The organism is Paenibacillus sp. P36 (assembly GCF_045866505.1).
GTDB classification, from domain to species: domain Bacteria; phylum Bacillota; class Bacilli; order Paenibacillales; family NBRC-103111; genus Paenibacillus_E; species Paenibacillus_E chondroitinus.
Map to the genome: position 1 here is coordinate 5,660,973 of NZ_AP038372.1, position 13,885 is coordinate 5,674,857.

The 13,885-nt window shown below is 49.6% G+C and carries 16 protein-coding genes; 5 read left to right on the forward strand and 11 right to left on the reverse strand.

Going from position 1 to position 13,885, the window contains the following annotated elements:
* Positions 1–24 precede the first annotated feature (24 nt).
* The 3 genes from ACKTT9_RS25590 to ACKTT9_RS25600 form a co-directional block, all read right to left on the reverse strand.
* Positions 25–669 (reverse strand): hemolysin III family protein, encoded by a 645-nt coding sequence (locus ACKTT9_RS25590; RefSeq protein ID WP_407868103.1) that lies wholly within the window; start codon positions 667–669, stop codon positions 25–27.
* 112 nt (positions 670–781) lie between these two features.
* On the reverse strand, positions 782–1,414 hold the full coding sequence (locus ACKTT9_RS25595; protein WP_407868104.1) for a glycerol-3-phosphate acyltransferase: 633 nt from the start codon (positions 1,412–1,414) through the stop codon (positions 782–784).
* Entirely contained in the window at positions 1,411–2,505 is a 1,095-nt protein-coding gene (locus tag ACKTT9_RS25600) for a glycosyltransferase (RefSeq protein WP_407868105.1), read from the reverse strand. Before ACKTT9_RS25600 ends, ACKTT9_RS25595 begins: the two co-directional genes overlap by 4 nt.
* A gap of 216 nt (positions 2,506–2,721) precedes the next feature.
* Here ACKTT9_RS25600 and ACKTT9_RS25605 point away from each other — a divergent pair, with 216 nt between their 5' ends.
* The 5 genes from ACKTT9_RS25605 to ACKTT9_RS25625 all read left to right on the forward strand — a co-directional run bounded on the left by ACKTT9_RS25605 (position 2,722) and on the right by ACKTT9_RS25625 (position 5,835).
* Positions 2,722–3,279 (forward strand): S-Ena type endospore appendage, encoded by a 558-nt coding sequence (locus tag ACKTT9_RS25605; protein ID WP_407868106.1) that lies wholly within the window; start codon positions 2,722–2,724, stop codon positions 3,277–3,279.
* Positions 3,280–3,411: 132 nt separating this feature from the next.
* Positions 3,412–3,744: an S-Ena type endospore appendage gene (locus tag ACKTT9_RS25610; protein WP_407868107.1), complete on the forward strand. Its 333-nt coding sequence runs from the start codon at positions 3,412–3,414 to the stop codon at positions 3,742–3,744.
* Positions 3,745–3,903: 159 nt separating this feature from the next.
* On the forward strand, positions 3,904–4,080 hold the full coding sequence (locus ACKTT9_RS25615) for a hypothetical protein (RefSeq protein WP_164819425.1): 177 nt from the start codon (positions 3,904–3,906) through the stop codon (positions 4,078–4,080).
* A 40-nt stretch (positions 4,081–4,120) separates the two neighbouring features.
* Positions 4,121–4,870: a hypothetical protein gene (locus ACKTT9_RS25620; RefSeq protein ID WP_407868108.1), complete on the forward strand. Its 750-nt coding sequence runs from the start codon at positions 4,121–4,123 to the stop codon at positions 4,868–4,870.
* Between the two features lie 89 nt (positions 4,871–4,959).
* A complete protein-coding gene (locus ACKTT9_RS25625; protein WP_407868109.1) occupies positions 4,960–5,835 on the forward strand; it encodes a helix-turn-helix domain-containing protein in 876 nt (291 codons plus the stop codon).
* A 21-nt stretch (positions 5,836–5,856) separates the two neighbouring features.
* Here ACKTT9_RS25625 and ACKTT9_RS25630 read toward each other — a convergent pair whose 3' ends face one another.
* The 8 genes from ACKTT9_RS25630 to ACKTT9_RS25665 form a co-directional block, all read right to left on the reverse strand.
* On the reverse strand, positions 5,857–7,008 hold the full coding sequence (locus ACKTT9_RS25630) for a Gfo/Idh/MocA family protein (protein ID WP_127450218.1): 1,152 nt from the start codon (positions 7,006–7,008) through the stop codon (positions 5,857–5,859).
* A 186-nt stretch (positions 7,009–7,194) separates the two neighbouring features.
* Positions 7,195–7,365, reverse strand: a complete 171-nt coding sequence (locus tag ACKTT9_RS25635; RefSeq protein WP_157322049.1) for a hypothetical protein — start codon at positions 7,363–7,365, stop codon at positions 7,195–7,197.
* Positions 7,366–7,399: 34 nt separating this feature from the next.
* Positions 7,400–8,383 (reverse strand): formylglycine-generating enzyme family protein, encoded by a 984-nt coding sequence (locus tag ACKTT9_RS25640; RefSeq protein ID WP_407868110.1) that lies wholly within the window; start codon positions 8,381–8,383, stop codon positions 7,400–7,402.
* 116 nt (positions 8,384–8,499) lie between these two features.
* The gene (locus ACKTT9_RS25645; protein WP_407868111.1) at positions 8,500–9,510 is read right to left on the reverse strand and encodes a LacI family DNA-binding transcriptional regulator; all 1,011 of its coding nucleotides are present in this window, start codon (positions 9,508–9,510) and stop codon (positions 8,500–8,502) included.
* Between the two features lie 83 nt (positions 9,511–9,593).
* Positions 9,594–10,412 (reverse strand): 5-deoxy-glucuronate isomerase, encoded by an 819-nt coding sequence (iolB, locus tag ACKTT9_RS25650; RefSeq protein WP_407868112.1) that lies wholly within the window; start codon positions 10,410–10,412, stop codon positions 9,594–9,596.
* Between the two features lie 23 nt (positions 10,413–10,435).
* Positions 10,436–11,479: an inositol 2-dehydrogenase gene (iolG, locus tag ACKTT9_RS25655; protein ID WP_407868113.1), complete on the reverse strand. Its 1,044-nt coding sequence runs from the start codon at positions 11,477–11,479 to the stop codon at positions 10,436–10,438.
* Positions 11,476–12,354 carry a class II fructose-1,6-bisphosphate aldolase gene (fba, locus tag ACKTT9_RS25660; RefSeq protein WP_157322061.1) on the reverse strand — a complete coding sequence of 293 codons (879 nt, stop codon included), beginning with the start codon at positions 12,352–12,354 and terminating at the stop codon, positions 11,476–11,478. Before fba ends, iolG begins: the two co-directional genes overlap by 4 nt.
* 43 nt (positions 12,355–12,397) lie before the next feature.
* Positions 12,398–13,843 (reverse strand): CoA-acylating methylmalonate-semialdehyde dehydrogenase, encoded by a 1,446-nt coding sequence (locus ACKTT9_RS25665; protein WP_407868114.1) that lies wholly within the window; start codon positions 13,841–13,843, stop codon positions 12,398–12,400.
* Positions 13,844–13,885 lie beyond the last annotated feature (42 nt).

Below are 13,885 nucleotides of genomic sequence, written 5' to 3' on the forward strand. Positions count from 1 at the left end.
TTTTCAAGGCACATCCTCAGTAAATTAAAGTACAGCGGGCATCACGTACGCGTACACGGCAATGAAATGGCAGCTGCTTCCAGCAACTACGAACACATGCCAAACCAGATGATGATAGCGCAATTTCCGCCATAGAAAAAATAATAATCCGATACTGTATAGAATAACGCCGGTGACGATCCAAGTAATAGCCATTAGAGGAAGCCTTTCCTGTAGTGGTGCAATCAACGAAGCCATGAAACCGGCCAGCAGCAAGTAGAGGAGCAGACCCCAGGGGATAAATCGCCGAATGATGAACTTGATGTAGCGAACGCCTCCCAAAGCAAGGACCCAGACCAGAAGCAGCATAGAGTAGCCTAACGTGCCCTGAAGAGTAATCATCAAAAATGGCGTATAAGAACCCGCAATGGCGATGAAAATAGCCGCATGATCCAGCATTTCGAAACGCTCCCCCCACTTGCGCGAACGTGAGCAATGCAGGAGTGTTGAGGACAGGTACACCAAGCAAAAGGATAAGCCGTAAATCGTATTGCTAATTGTATAAGCAAAATCCTCGAACAGGGCGGCTCGCTGAAGGAGCAGCACAAGACCGAAGGCACTTAGCGCGGCGCCGATTCCGTGGCTTAAAGCGTTTAGGCGTTCCTCTTTCAAACGAAAGCTGTCATCCATGCGAAGGGGTCACTCCTTTCTGATTGTTTCCTAGTTTTACCCTTAGTCGGGACTAGTATGTAATCAGATCGTCGTGACCCCTTTTTCCTTACCGGCTGCCTGCTGACAGCATTTATTCACCGCCTGGCTTGGGCTGCTTTTTTGTCAAATAAAAGGCAAGCTCCTTCCGATGCTTATACGCAATCAGCGCAACATTCCCCAGCCACACCCACATGATGGCTTCCACATAGCCGCCTATATACAAATACACACCTAACAGCAGCATGCCTATTACCACTTGTAAGCCATCCGCCGAGGAGGAAATGGACTTTCCTCGTGTCGCCAGCTTCGTTACGGCTACGCTAACTGCCAAAATGATCGCTAATGCAAGGGAAGCCTCAAACTTCGTCAGCGCGCTCCAAACCCCGAAAGTAACGGCAATCGCTTTGCCGCCTCTCCCTTTCAGAAATGGCGAAAAGGCGTGCCCTATGATCGGTGCCAGCGCAACAGGAATCAAGGCATAACCTTGAATACGCGTATTGTCTAAGTTAAATCCCAGGATCCAAACCAATACCAGGTACCCTTTTAAAAAGTCGAGAATAATGCCCGCAAGCCCGGTCCGATACCCTGCTGCTCTCCACAAGTTCAACGCCCCTGGATTGCCATCGCCAACGTGTTTGAGATTATGTCTGGCCAGGAGTCCAAGCCAATAAGAAAACATCAGAGCGCCTGATAAAAAAGCGCAAGCCGTCCATACGATGGTCATAGCTCCCGCCTGCTTCCTACTTTGACATTCCTTCCTTTCCACGCTACATGGCCCAGAAACACCACTTGATAAACGGAATACAGCATGACAACAATCATAAACACCGTTGAAAAGATATGCAAAATGGGCATGATGATACCAAACTTCCCCACATACCTGACAAAATAAAACAGCTGCATCATGTAGATCAAATAGCCCATAAATAAAGGGAGCCACCAGGACGTGTTCAAAAATAAAAAGAACGTTTCGGAGGCAACGAGACCGATTACCCACAGGGCAATAAGCGCGATCGTTCCGCCTTTCATTTTGGAAGTTCCGAGAGCGGCTCCTTTGCCGAAGCCTTGAATGCGACTTCTCATCCCCTGTGCGTACATACGGAAGGATACGAGACCATAACCAATGAAATTCGTCACTTGGATACCGGCTTTGCGAAAGGCAGCTCCGAGGTTCAGGTCGTCCAGCATCTCCCCTTTAACGCTTTCGTGACCTTTAATAGTTTCATAATCTGCTCTTGTTGTTAAAATACAGGAACCATACAGCCCCTTATTCGGACTGTCTTTCTCAATGGGTGAGGTGAAAGCAAACACCCCTAAGAAGTTAAAAATGAGAGCCAGCCTTTCACCGAAACTTACCGTATAGTGAAATGGCACGACCGAGATGACGCCTCCGGCTTGCTGCCTAGCCATGATTAATATTTCCAGTGCGCGTGGCACTAATCGAATGTCGGCGTCAAGAAAGGCGATCATATCCCCAGAGGATTGTAAGTAGCCGTTCCATACGGCCCAATTTTTGCCGGTCCACCCCTCTGGAAGGCTGGGATTGGAGATAACGGTAACTCCGTAGCTTTCCGCGATCTCCCTCGTGTCATCCTCCGAAAAATCGTCTACGACGATAATTTCAAAGGGTTCCAGGGTTTGTATTTTGAGCGCATGGAGCAGATGAGGTAAATTGCACGCTTCGTTTCTAGCTGGAATTATGACGGACAGCTTCACTTTATCTGCACCTGGCACATAACCTGGCCGAAGCACATTTTTCCTGAACAGTATAAACCCACAGAGACACCCGACTACGCAAATAACCGCAACCAACATCCCAGTAACCCCCTCAATCCGATTCCCCGCAGCCGTTTGCTAAGTAACTCCTTGCTCTATTCTGGCGTTCGAGCTTGTTTTGATGTATATGAACTTTGGCGCGATTTTAAGCCAGTGCGAAAGGTACTGGAAACAAACATGGATGTATTCATTAGTCAAGTCGTCCAACCATCTCCGGGGCTTTATCCATAGATTGGTGTATAGGAGGTGGTTTCTTTGCCATGTCATAAAAGACGTGTTAAAAAATCATGCAAAATTTGCCGAACTAAAAAATTCATCTGTAGAAAGAGGAAAGCATCTCCGCTTCAAAAACGACTCGTCACGGATGAAATTTGCGGCAGTATTTCACAAGAAAGCAACGGCGAAAGCGTGCAATACTGGCGAACGGCCAACACAGGACGTCGTCTTCCATTCGGAACGATTACGATACGGAATCAGAGTCCTCATTGCACGTTGACGGTTAAAGCAGATACAACAGGGGACGGGATTTCCGACACCACTTTGTTTACACTCACGGAGTTGAATCAAACGAAATCCATTACATTAGGAGCCGTCGCAGGCTTGGAAATAAGCGCTTCAAGTTCAGCGGAGATTAAAAGCGTTGGCCAATACTCTATCACCGCACATTATTTTTATACGATAAAAAAACGTAAGCATCCTAAGAGGAAAATAACCGTCGTTAAGCCTCGGCCGCAGCTCATTTGTGATACCTCACCTAAAGAAGAAATTTATCTAGTAAAAGAAGAAACGGAACAAATCGCTTGTAAAACATAGATGTACTAGGTATATAAACATATTTCTAAATATAGACGAGCTGCTATGTTAGTATCTATACCAACTACAATCAGGACGCATTAATAGTAAGGTAATGATATTTCAAAACTCAGATCCGTAGGAGATGATTGTATGCCTTGTCTATGCAACAACAGAAATCCTTATAATGACGATATTTGCGGTACTTTTATGATTACAGCCGGCAATTCATTAACCGTGTACGCGATTGATACTTCAGCTCCTGCCATCCCGCCATTGCCAATTAGCGGTTCTGTTAGTGTAAAAGCATCCGGTGGAGGAAACGTAGATGTGACGATTCGCAACTCAATCGGAGCTTCTATCGATACTTTTACAGTGCCAGTAGGCAGTACATTTACAAGAACTTACGGCGATATTGGGTTTGTAGCGCTACTTAACAATTCTTCTTCAGCATCAGGGGAATATGGTCTGTCCCTCCACTACTAGCATTGCTAGACTCAACTTCTCAGTGTATAAAATGCGACCAAAAAACAAGCTGCTTGGAGGCAGCTTGTTTTTTATGTCAACCTAAAAAGCTACCTCATGCGAACTTTTGAACGATTGTGTTATAATAAGCCATATCAACTTATTTGGAGGCATTTTGACATGAAAATTTACGTCATCCTCTCTTTCGACGGCGAAGAAATGGAAAATGTTTATGTAGGCACAGACGAGGAGAAAGCGCTGTCGTTCACGCCCGCAGATTTCGATAATAGCGAAGCCCTGTTTGTGGAAATTTGGGAAGACGGCGAGAAAACGGATGACTTCCGATTAGAACAATAAAAGAACCTTCTACCATAAATACATAGAAAGGCGGCACAACATGGTACATGCATTCACCATTCAGCCCGAAACCTACACAACCTTCGAGGATGAAACCGAACAATTGGAGCAGTGTAAAGAATGGGGCTTGCTTTCTGAGAAAGCGGCCAAAACGAAAACCTTTTACTATAAAAACAACGGCATGAACTTGTCTTGCGACATCGTCGGCTTGGTAGATAAAATGACCGCTGTCATTGCATTCGACAATAAGCAGCTGCACTGCATTCACCCCTCCTATCTGAAGGAGATGCAGGCGGCCAATTACAGCCAAAGACTGACGACTGCTGCAGACGAGACGACTGGAACTGACGCGGCAGAGTCTGAAGCCGAAGCTCCCGCTGCTGTAGAAGACAACGCCGCTCCTGTCGAGCAGGAAGCTGAACAAGCGAAAGCTCCGAAAGCAAAGCAACCGAAAGAAAAAGCAGCAAAAAAAGAGAAAGCCCCGAAGCTGGAGCTGCCGGAAGATAAAGTTAAAATGATCGCTACGGTGCAGGAATTTACAACCGTCCCTAACAACTTCTCCGATAATGATGATGAAGTTATTATTTACGAGGCTGTTTCCATCACGGATCCCGCCATGGAGATCGGCACAGCCTGGTCCAGTCACAGCAACACGCTCAAAAAGCTGGAGCTCGAAGTCGGAGATACCGTCACCTTCGAATGCAAAATCGTAGCCAAGAAGCTTAGCAAGCATCCTGTGCCTTACAAAATCAACAACCCTGCCAAAATGCAAAAGGTAACGGCGGAATAAGAAGACCAAAAAAGCTTAATCCATCAGCTCTAGCAAGCTGGGATTAAGCTCTTTTAACGCTGCCGCGGCAGCAGAGGGACGTGCTTCAGATGACGTATATTCAGAACCTTAGCTTCAGCGAAAGCCCGCTTTACTTTGCCTACCGCCGTCAAACGATCGGCAACGAACAGTTTCATGGCACGTTTCATGCTCATCAAGGCGTAGAGATTTTGTTTGTACACGAAGGGCAAGGCACGCTGATTGTGGATCAACAAAGCTATGAGGTTACCGCCGGCATGCTCTGCGTTTTCCAACCCTATCAGCTGCACCATATCCAAGTGAGTCCCGACACGCCCTTCATCCGCTCGATTGTGCACTTCGAGCCCTATCTCTATGAATCTTATTTTGAGAGATGGCCGAAGCTGCTTACATTTTTCAAACAAATGCACACTAGCAAGCTGCCTGCACCATGCATTTACCATATCGGCGAGCCGGAGCCGCTGCTATCCCTTTTTCCAAGCCTGGAAGAGAAAATACCGACGTTAGCGAAGAAAGACGAGCTGGAGGAATTCTCGTTATTCCTCGTTGCTTTTTTCCGAGCTTTGCGGCAAATATGGGAACGAAGCGATGTGCAGTTCGACTCCGGCCACACGCGCCATAAGCATCAGGCTGAGCGTATTCTCGGCTGGCTCGAAGGGCACTACACGGAACCGCTCCGACTTGAGCACATGGCTAGCGAACTTCACCTGTCCCCCTACCATCTTTCTCATCTGTTCAAGGAGTGTACGGGCAGCAGCATTTCCGATTATGTGACCGCGCGTAGAATGCAGCAGGCCGTCATGCTGTTAACTTCAACCGAGCAGTCGATCGCACAAATCGCCGAAAACATCGGGATTACGAACAGTTCCTACTTCTGTAAAATGTTTAAAAGCCGTATGGGCAGCACGCCCCATCAATTTCGCCTGCAATGGCAGAAGCAGCGCTGACAGCCATGGCAAGCAGCATTCTTATTTGTAGCTGCTACCTGTCGAGATGGCGGTCGTTGCAAAATTCTCGATCGACTTATTTTTTTCATAGAAATGGGTTGCATTCGCCTGAACACCTTCACGAGTATAGAAAGCATCCTCAGGGCCGATCGGGAATTTCACCAATTGTCCAGTGCTCGCCGATTTATAAATAGCTGTAATTAATTCAAGTGTTTGTCTGCCGCTGCTCCCATCAATTAAGAGAGGAGCTCCTGTCTCAATGGCGGTAAGCACATTATCGATTTGGCCCGCATGGCCTTCATGCACAACGTCCGGCAGGGCATCATAGAAAGCCTGCAGCTGTGACTCCAATGCTGGGTTTGGCTCAGGGAAACCGTTCGCTTTTGAATTGGATGCTTTCACTTTCCAAGGTGTGGAGACTCGCGCCTTAGCGCCTTGGAAAATCAATTGCTGCTCCTCCCCGTGATGAACAACAGAGGAGGTCAGTTGACCAAGCGATCCGTTTGCGTAACGCAGCATACCGATTGATAGATCTTCCACTTCGGCATTATCATGTGCAACATTGCTCATGAATGCCTGCACTTCACTCGGGCTGCCCATCATCCACAGCAGCGCATCGATATGATGCACGGCATGGTTCAGTGTCGGGCCGCCGCCTTCTTTTTCCCATGTGCCACGCCACCAGAGATCATAATACGAATGACCGCGCCACCAGAAGGAATCGACCTGCACGTGCAAAATATTCCCCATGAGTCCGCTTTCCAGGACAGACTTCATTTTCATCATCGGCGTTTTGAACCGATTTTGAGCCACAACGGACAACAGCTTGCCTGTGCGCTGCGACACTTCATTCATCGTATCGCACTCTTCGAGCGAAGATGCCATGGGCTTCTCCACCATGACATGCGTGTTAGCCTCCATAAATTCAACAGCCAATGAAGCATGCGTATACGGTGGTGTACAAATGGAAACGAGGTCAATCTCCCCCGTGAGCAATTCTTTATAATCCTTGACAGCCTTGGCATTCAGCCCATGTTGGTCAATACGCTCCTGCGCCTTGTCCACATAGATATCACTAATCGCCACAATTTGGCAGCGCTCCGGAAATTTCAAATAGGCTTCGATATGTGCGTTCGATATAGCTCCTGCACCAATAATAGCTACTTTGAGCATGCTTATTTCCTCCTTCAGCTTATTGGTTCAAGCTTACCAATATTCTCCTGCGAAATGTGCACACATCTTGTGCAAAAATACGACTATTTTGCGGTTGGATAACGGTCACTTCCAACGTGATGATCTACTAAGCCAAAAAGGCCGCTCAATAGGCGACCTTTCATGTGACTATTTCCTTTAAACGCTTCAATGCTTCAGCTTTCTTCTCGCTTCCAATTCCTTTTTCAGTGCATGCTCAACCGATTCAGCCATTAGATCGAATTTCTCAGCAACGGAATAACCGAGCACTACTCCGCAATGCGTACATTTCTGCAATTGAAGATCTGTCATTTTGAAACAATGTCTACACTTGATCACAGTAAGCCGAACCTCCTATCGTGAAGCATCGTCTCTATTCAGCATCCGAAGCGCAGCGGAATCCAATATTTCCTGTCGAGCTGTCCGGTGTGTTCTTGCTTCGCGCAGCTACCCGGTACCGGTTGCAATACGATTTGTGGCACAAATAGGAGCCTCCACGCATCACACGGGCTTGACCGGACGGAGGTCCTGCCGGGTTCACTCGTTTGGCTTTCACATGATAATCTGGGCTGAACCAGTCCGAGCACCATTCCCAAACGTTGCCCGAAACATTATACAATCCGTAGCCATTAGGCTCGAATGCTCGAACCGGCGCGGTGCCTGCATAACCGTCGCTTGCGTTATTCTTAATTGGGAATTTCCCCTGCCAAATGTTGCATCTATGCTGTCCGCCCGGCTTCAGTTCATCGCCCCAGGGATAGCGTTTTTGCACCAAACCGCCTCGAGCAGCATACTCCCATTCGGCCTCTGTAGGAAGACGTTTGCCCGACCATTTGCAATAAGCCAGCGCATCTTGATAGGACACGTGGATGACTGGATGGTCCCATCTGTCTTCCACATTGGAGTCCGGCCCTTCCGGATGCTGCCAATCGGCTCCCTCGACAACCCACCACCAGGGTGTTTGCTGCACAGCGGATTTCACCTTTTGAGCTGTGGCTTCGGAAACAAACAGATGAAAAACAAACGACCAACCAAACGATTCCGCTTCGGTGCGATACCCCGTTTGATCAACAAATTGCTTGAATTCCGCATTAGTAACCGTACATGGATCTATGTAAAAAGGCTTGATGGTCACCTCTCGTACCGGTCCTTCACCATCGGCTGGGAAGCCTTCTTGGTCATCCGTCCCCATCAGGAACGTGCCCCCCTCCAAATAGATCATGCCCGACTTGTCCGAAACTTGACGATCGTTAGGTTCAACCGCTTGAGCTTGAGCCTGAACAGGTGTCGGAGCGTCGGAGTGAGCTGGTGTAGCTGAATCTCGACTTGCTGAACAACAGGACTTGTTAGCTTCCATGAAAATCTCCCCCCCATTTTATAATGAATGCCAAAACAACGTTATAAGACAAGAATATCACCTTCCAAGTAAACAAGAAAGGACCATTCGACAATCGTCGACTGGTCCCTGCTTGTTTACTTGCTTACCGCTCCGGTAGATTTGCGCACAACGAGCTCCGGTTTAAGCACTTGCTCCGGCTTGGCGTCCGCCTTGTTCGCGAGCTGCGCGATCACAAGATCAACCGCCAGCTTCCCCATCGCCTCGATCGGCTGGGCGATCGTGGTCAAAGGCGGGTCTGTGACCGAAGCCAAAATCGTATCGTCAAATCCGACGATCGATACGTCCTCCGGAACGCGCAGACCCAAAGCTTTGGCCGCTTGCAGCGCGCCAATGGCGAGCAGATCGTTACAGCAAAAGAGCGCCGAAGGTCGCCCCTCCTGCTGGAGCAGCTCCATCGTTTGACGCTTGCCGTCGCGAAGCAGATCGTAGCCGCCGGACTTCACCGAGGCTTCCGGCAGTTCGAGCCCCGCGCCCGCCAGCGCTTCACGGAACCCGCGAATGCGCTCCCGGGAGGAACTGACCTTCAGATGCTCGGCCAACACAGCAATCCGGGTATGTCCGAGTTCAAGCAAATGCTGCGCAGCTAATTTGCCTCCTTCGAAGTCGCCTACATGCACGGTTTGTACATAGGGACTAGCCATCTCCCGGGCTATGGAAACAATGGGAATCGACTTATCGACCAAGGGCGATAAAAGCTCCAAATTGTCCATTCCGGTACCGATGATCATGCCGTCCACGCTTTTTTGCTGCAGCAGCGTTAAATACCGCTCAATTCGCTCGTCTTCGTTATGCGTTGAGCAAATGACAATGCTATAGCCAAGCTTATGTCCTTGATCTTCAACCGCATGCGCGATTTCAGCAAAAAAAGGATTTGAAATATCGGGGACCAGCAGCCCGAGAGTGTATGTCTTTTTGCCAGTCAAAGCTGCGGCAATAACGCTCGGTCGATAATTTAACCGCTCCATCACGAGAAAAATTTCGTTGCGGCGCTCCTCGCTGATTTTACCTTTTCCGTTGATTACCTGCGAAACGGCCGCAATCGATACACCGGCTTCACGGGCTACATCATATATGGTTGCCTTCATTTGCTTCTCCCATCGTTGTTTCTTCCACATTAGTCTCTATTATGCTTAGAAGGCATCCAAGTTGCAACCCGGTCGTACAGCCGTTATTCGCGAGGTTTGGTCATGAGCCAAGCATGATCGGGATCATTATGGAACTTCCACGTCCGCGTTGGCCCCGCCATGACGTTCAAGTAATACACTTCGTACCCAGGCGGCGCACACACCGGATGATAACCTTTCGGCACCAACACCGTTTGACCGTCACGGACAACGAGCGTCTCATCCAAGGAGCAGTCATCCGTATACACACGCTGAATGGCGAAGCCCTGCTCAGGCTGAACATGGAAGTAATAGGTCTCCTCCAGCAGTGACTCATCAGGCAACGAATCCCGGTCATGCTTATGAGGCGGGTAGCTGGACCAATGTCCATTCGGGGTAAAAACCTCCACCACGAGTAAGCTGTCCGCTGACTCCTGTTCGGGGAGGATATTATGAATCCGACGCTCGATATTGCCATATCCGCGAGCCTCGATGCCAACCTGCGCCGGTTCAATCAAACGGGCCGGGTAGGTGCCAAAGCCGGGAGCAGCGCATACCGCCAACTCCACGTCAGTAAGAGCCTTAACTTCGTACAAATCGTCATTCGGCACATACACCGAATAAGGGGCGATTTTCTCAAAAACGCTCATCCGCTCCCCAATTCCTTGCCACGATTGGAGCTTGGTAGAAACGTCCGCTTTCCCGCTTAAAAGGACCAGGCAGATTTCATTGCTGCCTGTTTCACGACGCAGAACCTGGCCTTCTGCCAGCTTGACGACTTGAAACCCTACATACTCCCACCCTGCAGACTCGGGAGTGACCGTAAGGACGACCCCCTCTTTATCTGCCTCATGGGCTTTAACGATCAGATTGGAATCCGACATGTTATCCCTGCCTCCCTACTGCATTATTGAGCTACTGACTGCTGTGACAACAGCTCGCTGATTTCGCTGATTTTTACCGGACGCTGCAGCTCTCGAGAGAATTTCGCAGCCAAGGCGATGCGCTCTGCTTGCAGCCCGTCAAAGCCTTCAACCGGGAGGGGATGACCGTTCACTAAACTATCAATAAACATTTGTGTCTCCAGGATATACGCTGCATTGTAGCGTTCCAAGAAGAAATGCAGCGGTTTATCCCGCATAATGCCTTCGGCTGTGGAAATTTCCGCCGTATTCGGATGATCATTGGTCACAGCGACGCTGCCTTTGGAGCCGAAAACCTCCACTCGCTGATCGTAACCGTAGACAGCCTGACGGCTGTTATCGATGACACCAAGCGCACCGTTTGCGAAACGAAGCGTCACAATCGCCGTATCCACATCGCCATGCTCAGCGAAAACCGGATTGATCAACACATTCCCCTGCGCATACACCTCTTCTACTTCGCTGCCGGTTACGAACCTGGCCATATCAAAGTCGTGGATCATCATATCCATGAAAATGCCGCCGGAAACTTTGATGTAATCCGGATGCGGAGGATTCGGATCGCGCGATGTAATTTTCACGATGTGAGGATCTCCGATGGTTCCGCTCTGCACGTGCTCGCGCACACGTTTGAAGTTATGATCGAACCGGCGGTTAAATCCGATTTGCAGCTGAACGCCAGCTTGACGCACCACTTCCAGCGCTTCTTCCGTTTGCGTAATGTCCATGGAAACCGGCTTCTCGCAGAAAATATGTTTGCCTGCTTTCGCCGCCTGCTTAATCAAAGGTACGTGTGTATCCGTCGACGAGCAAATAAACACAGCGTCAATGTCGGGATTGGCGATCAGCACCTGGCTGTCCTGTACGACTTGGTCGATGCCTCTTTCCGCTGCCCAAGCTGTAAGTTCCTCTCCGGCAAATAAATCACTCACCGCAATAACTTCTACCTGCGGCAATTTCAACAAATTATCGGTATGGATTTTTCCGATTCGTCCCGCTCCGATGATGCCAACTCTGATCTTCTTCATTGTGCATGTCCTCCCGCTTTTCCATCGCTGCCAAACAAACGAATTTTCGCCTTCACAGAGGCCTTGATCGCTTCCCGCGCCGGGATCAAATAATTACGCGGATCGTAAGCTTCCGGATGCTCTTGTAAATAGCTGCGAATCGCTGCTGTACAGGCCGATTGGTTATCTGTATTGACATTGATTTTAGAAGTCCCCAAAGCAATCGCTTGCCGAATTTCGCTCTCTGGCAGGCCGCTGCCGCCGTGCAGAACAAGCGGCAGACCCGTGAGTCGCTGAATTTCGCCCATGCGGTCAAAGCCTAGTTTAGGCTGCCCCCGGTAGGGCCCATGCACGGAACCTAGCGCAGGCGCCAAGCAGTCGATCCCGGTCTCATACACCAGCTTGACGCAATCCTCCGGCACGGCATACATCCCCTCGGCTTCGTCCACCACCAAGTCGTCCTCACGACCCGTGATTCTTCCAAGCTCTGCTTCAACGGTTGCCCCAAGGACATGAGCCATCTGAGTGACCCGCTGTGTCACTTCAATGTTCGCCTCCAATGTGTGGTGCGAGGCATCGATCATCACAGAGGTAAACCCGGCATGAATCGCCCGTACACACACCTCATACGTTGTGCCATGATCCAGGTGAAGGGCAACCGGCACCGTAATTCCGTAATGCTCGATGAGCGCATTGACCATTCCTACAATGCAGGGAAGCCCACCCATGTAAGGAATATAAGGCTCGCTGACACCGAGAATGACGGGTGCCTTCTCTTCCTGGGCCGCTTGCAGAATTGCCTGAGTAAATTCCAGGTTGTTCAAATTAAACTGTCCAACGGCATACTGCTCTTCAAGCGCCTTTTGCAGCATGTCTTTCATCGAAACCAGCGCCATACCTTCCACTCCTTCTCTGTCTCCATCACGTTTTCTTCCTACATTACCAGCGTGCGGTCACCATTTTCTTCCGTGTATAAAATTCAACGCCATCCGTGCCGTTCGCATGCAGATCCCCATAGAAAGATTTCTTCCATCCCGAGAAAGGGAAGAACGCCATTGGCGCGGGTACGCCAAGGTTAACACCGAGCATGCCGGCATCAATCGTATCCCGGAATTGTCTTACAGCGCTTCCGCTATCCGTGAAGATACAAGCGCCATTCGCAAAATCCGAACGATTAGCCAAATCGATCGCTTCTTCTAGGGAATCTACCCGCACAATAGAAAGCACAGGGGCAAAAATTTCGTCTTTCCAAATTTTCATATCACACTGCACATTGTCAAAAATTGTTGGCCCAACGAAATAGCCTTCACCGCCCGCAGCCGCATCTTTACGTCCATCGCGCAGCAGCAAAGCTCCCTCTTGCTCTCCGGTCTGAATATATTGCAGCGTACGATCCTTATGCGGTCCACGAATGACAGGGCCAAGGAAGATGCCTTCTTCGTTGCCGTTGCCGATCGTAATTTTATCCGCAGCTTCCACCAGCTTCTCTACGAGCTTATCGCCTACATCTCCCACAGCGACAACTACCGAACATGCCATACAACGCTCGCCTGCAGAACCGAAGGAAGCATTGATAATTTCTTTAACCGTCAGGTCCAGGTTCGCATCCGGCAGAACGATGGAATGATTTTTGGCGCCAGCCAGCGCCTGTACCCGCTTCCCGTGTGCGGAAGCCGTTTTATACACATATTCTGCAACAGGCTGTGACCCTACGAATGAAACCGCCTTAATGTCCTTATGCTCCAAAATACCGTTCACTACATCATGCGCGCCATGAACGATGTTCAGTACACCTTCCGGCAAGCCAGCTTCCATAAATAGCTCCGCCAAACGATTAGCCAGCAGCGGTGTCCGCTCGGACGGCTTCAAAACAAACGTATTGCCGCAAGCAATCGCCAGCGGGAACATCCAGCAAGGCACCATCATCGGGAAGTTGAAAGGCGTGATGCCGCCAACAACGCCAACCGGATAGCGATACATGCCGGACTCCAAACCCGTTGCGATATCCGGAAGCTGCTTGCCCATCATTAGATTCGGCGCACCCGCTGCGAACTCGACGCACTCGATCCCGCGCAGCACTTCACCGTAAGCTTCCGTGTAGCTTTTGCCGTTTTCTTTGGTTACGAGGCGCGCCAGTTCTTCCCAATGATCAACCAGGAGCTGCTGGTACTTAAACAGCACGCGGGCTCTGCGCGGAACAGGTGTCGCGCTCCAAGTTTTAAAAGCAGTGTTTGCCGCTTGAACCGCTTGATTCACATCCTCTTTTGTTGAAAACGGCACATAAGCAATGATTTCTTCGGTTGCCGGATTCATCACGGCTTCGTTCTGCGTTGCAGTGGATTCTACCCATGCTCCGCCAATCAAGTTTTTCAATACTTGTGTCATTGTGGTTTCCCCTTTCAAATTTGCCTGGTTTCTAAATATTTC

Bases quoted from the DNA above. Each gene is read 5' to 3' on its own strand.
- ACKTT9_RS25590 (WP_407868103.1), bottom strand. From the start codon at position 669: ATGGATGACAGCTTTCGTTTGAAAGAGGAACGCCTAAACGCTTTAAGC.
- ACKTT9_RS25595 (WP_407868104.1), bottom strand. From the start codon at position 1,414: ATGACCATCGTATGGACGGCTTGCGCTTTTTTATCAGGCGCTCTGATG.
- ACKTT9_RS25600 (WP_407868105.1), bottom strand. From the start codon at position 2,505: ATGTTGGTTGCGGTTATTTGCGTAGTCGGGTGTCTCTGTGGGTTTATA.
- ACKTT9_RS25610 (WP_407868107.1), top strand. From the start codon at position 3,412: ATGCCTTGTCTATGCAACAACAGAAATCCTTATAATGACGATATTTGC.
- ACKTT9_RS25615 (WP_164819425.1), top strand. From the start codon at position 3,904: ATGAAAATTTACGTCATCCTCTCTTTCGACGGCGAAGAAATGGAAAAT.
- ACKTT9_RS25620 (WP_407868108.1), top strand. From the start codon at position 4,121: ATGGTACATGCATTCACCATTCAGCCCGAAACCTACACAACCTTCGAG.
- ACKTT9_RS25625 (WP_407868109.1), top strand. From the start codon at position 4,960: ATGACGTATATTCAGAACCTTAGCTTCAGCGAAAGCCCGCTTTACTTT.
- ACKTT9_RS25630 (WP_127450218.1), bottom strand. From the start codon at position 7,008: ATGCTCAAAGTAGCTATTATTGGTGCAGGAGCTATATCGAACGCACAT.
- ACKTT9_RS25640 (WP_407868110.1), bottom strand. From the start codon at position 8,383: ATGGAAGCTAACAAGTCCTGTTGTTCAGCAAGTCGAGATTCAGCTACA.
- ACKTT9_RS25645 (WP_407868111.1), bottom strand. From the start codon at position 9,510: ATGAAGGCAACCATATATGATGTAGCCCGTGAAGCCGGTGTATCGATT.
- iolB (WP_407868112.1), bottom strand. From the start codon at position 10,412: ATGTCGGATTCCAATCTGATCGTTAAAGCCCATGAGGCAGATAAAGAG.
- iolG (WP_407868113.1), bottom strand. From the start codon at position 11,479: ATGAAGAAGATCAGAGTTGGCATCATCGGAGCGGGACGAATCGGAAAA.
- fba (WP_157322061.1), bottom strand. From the start codon at position 12,354: ATGGCGCTGGTTTCGATGAAAGACATGCTGCAAAAGGCGCTTGAAGAG.
- ACKTT9_RS25665 (WP_407868114.1), bottom strand. From the start codon at position 13,843: ATGACACAAGTATTGAAAAACTTGATTGGCGGAGCATGGGTAGAATCC.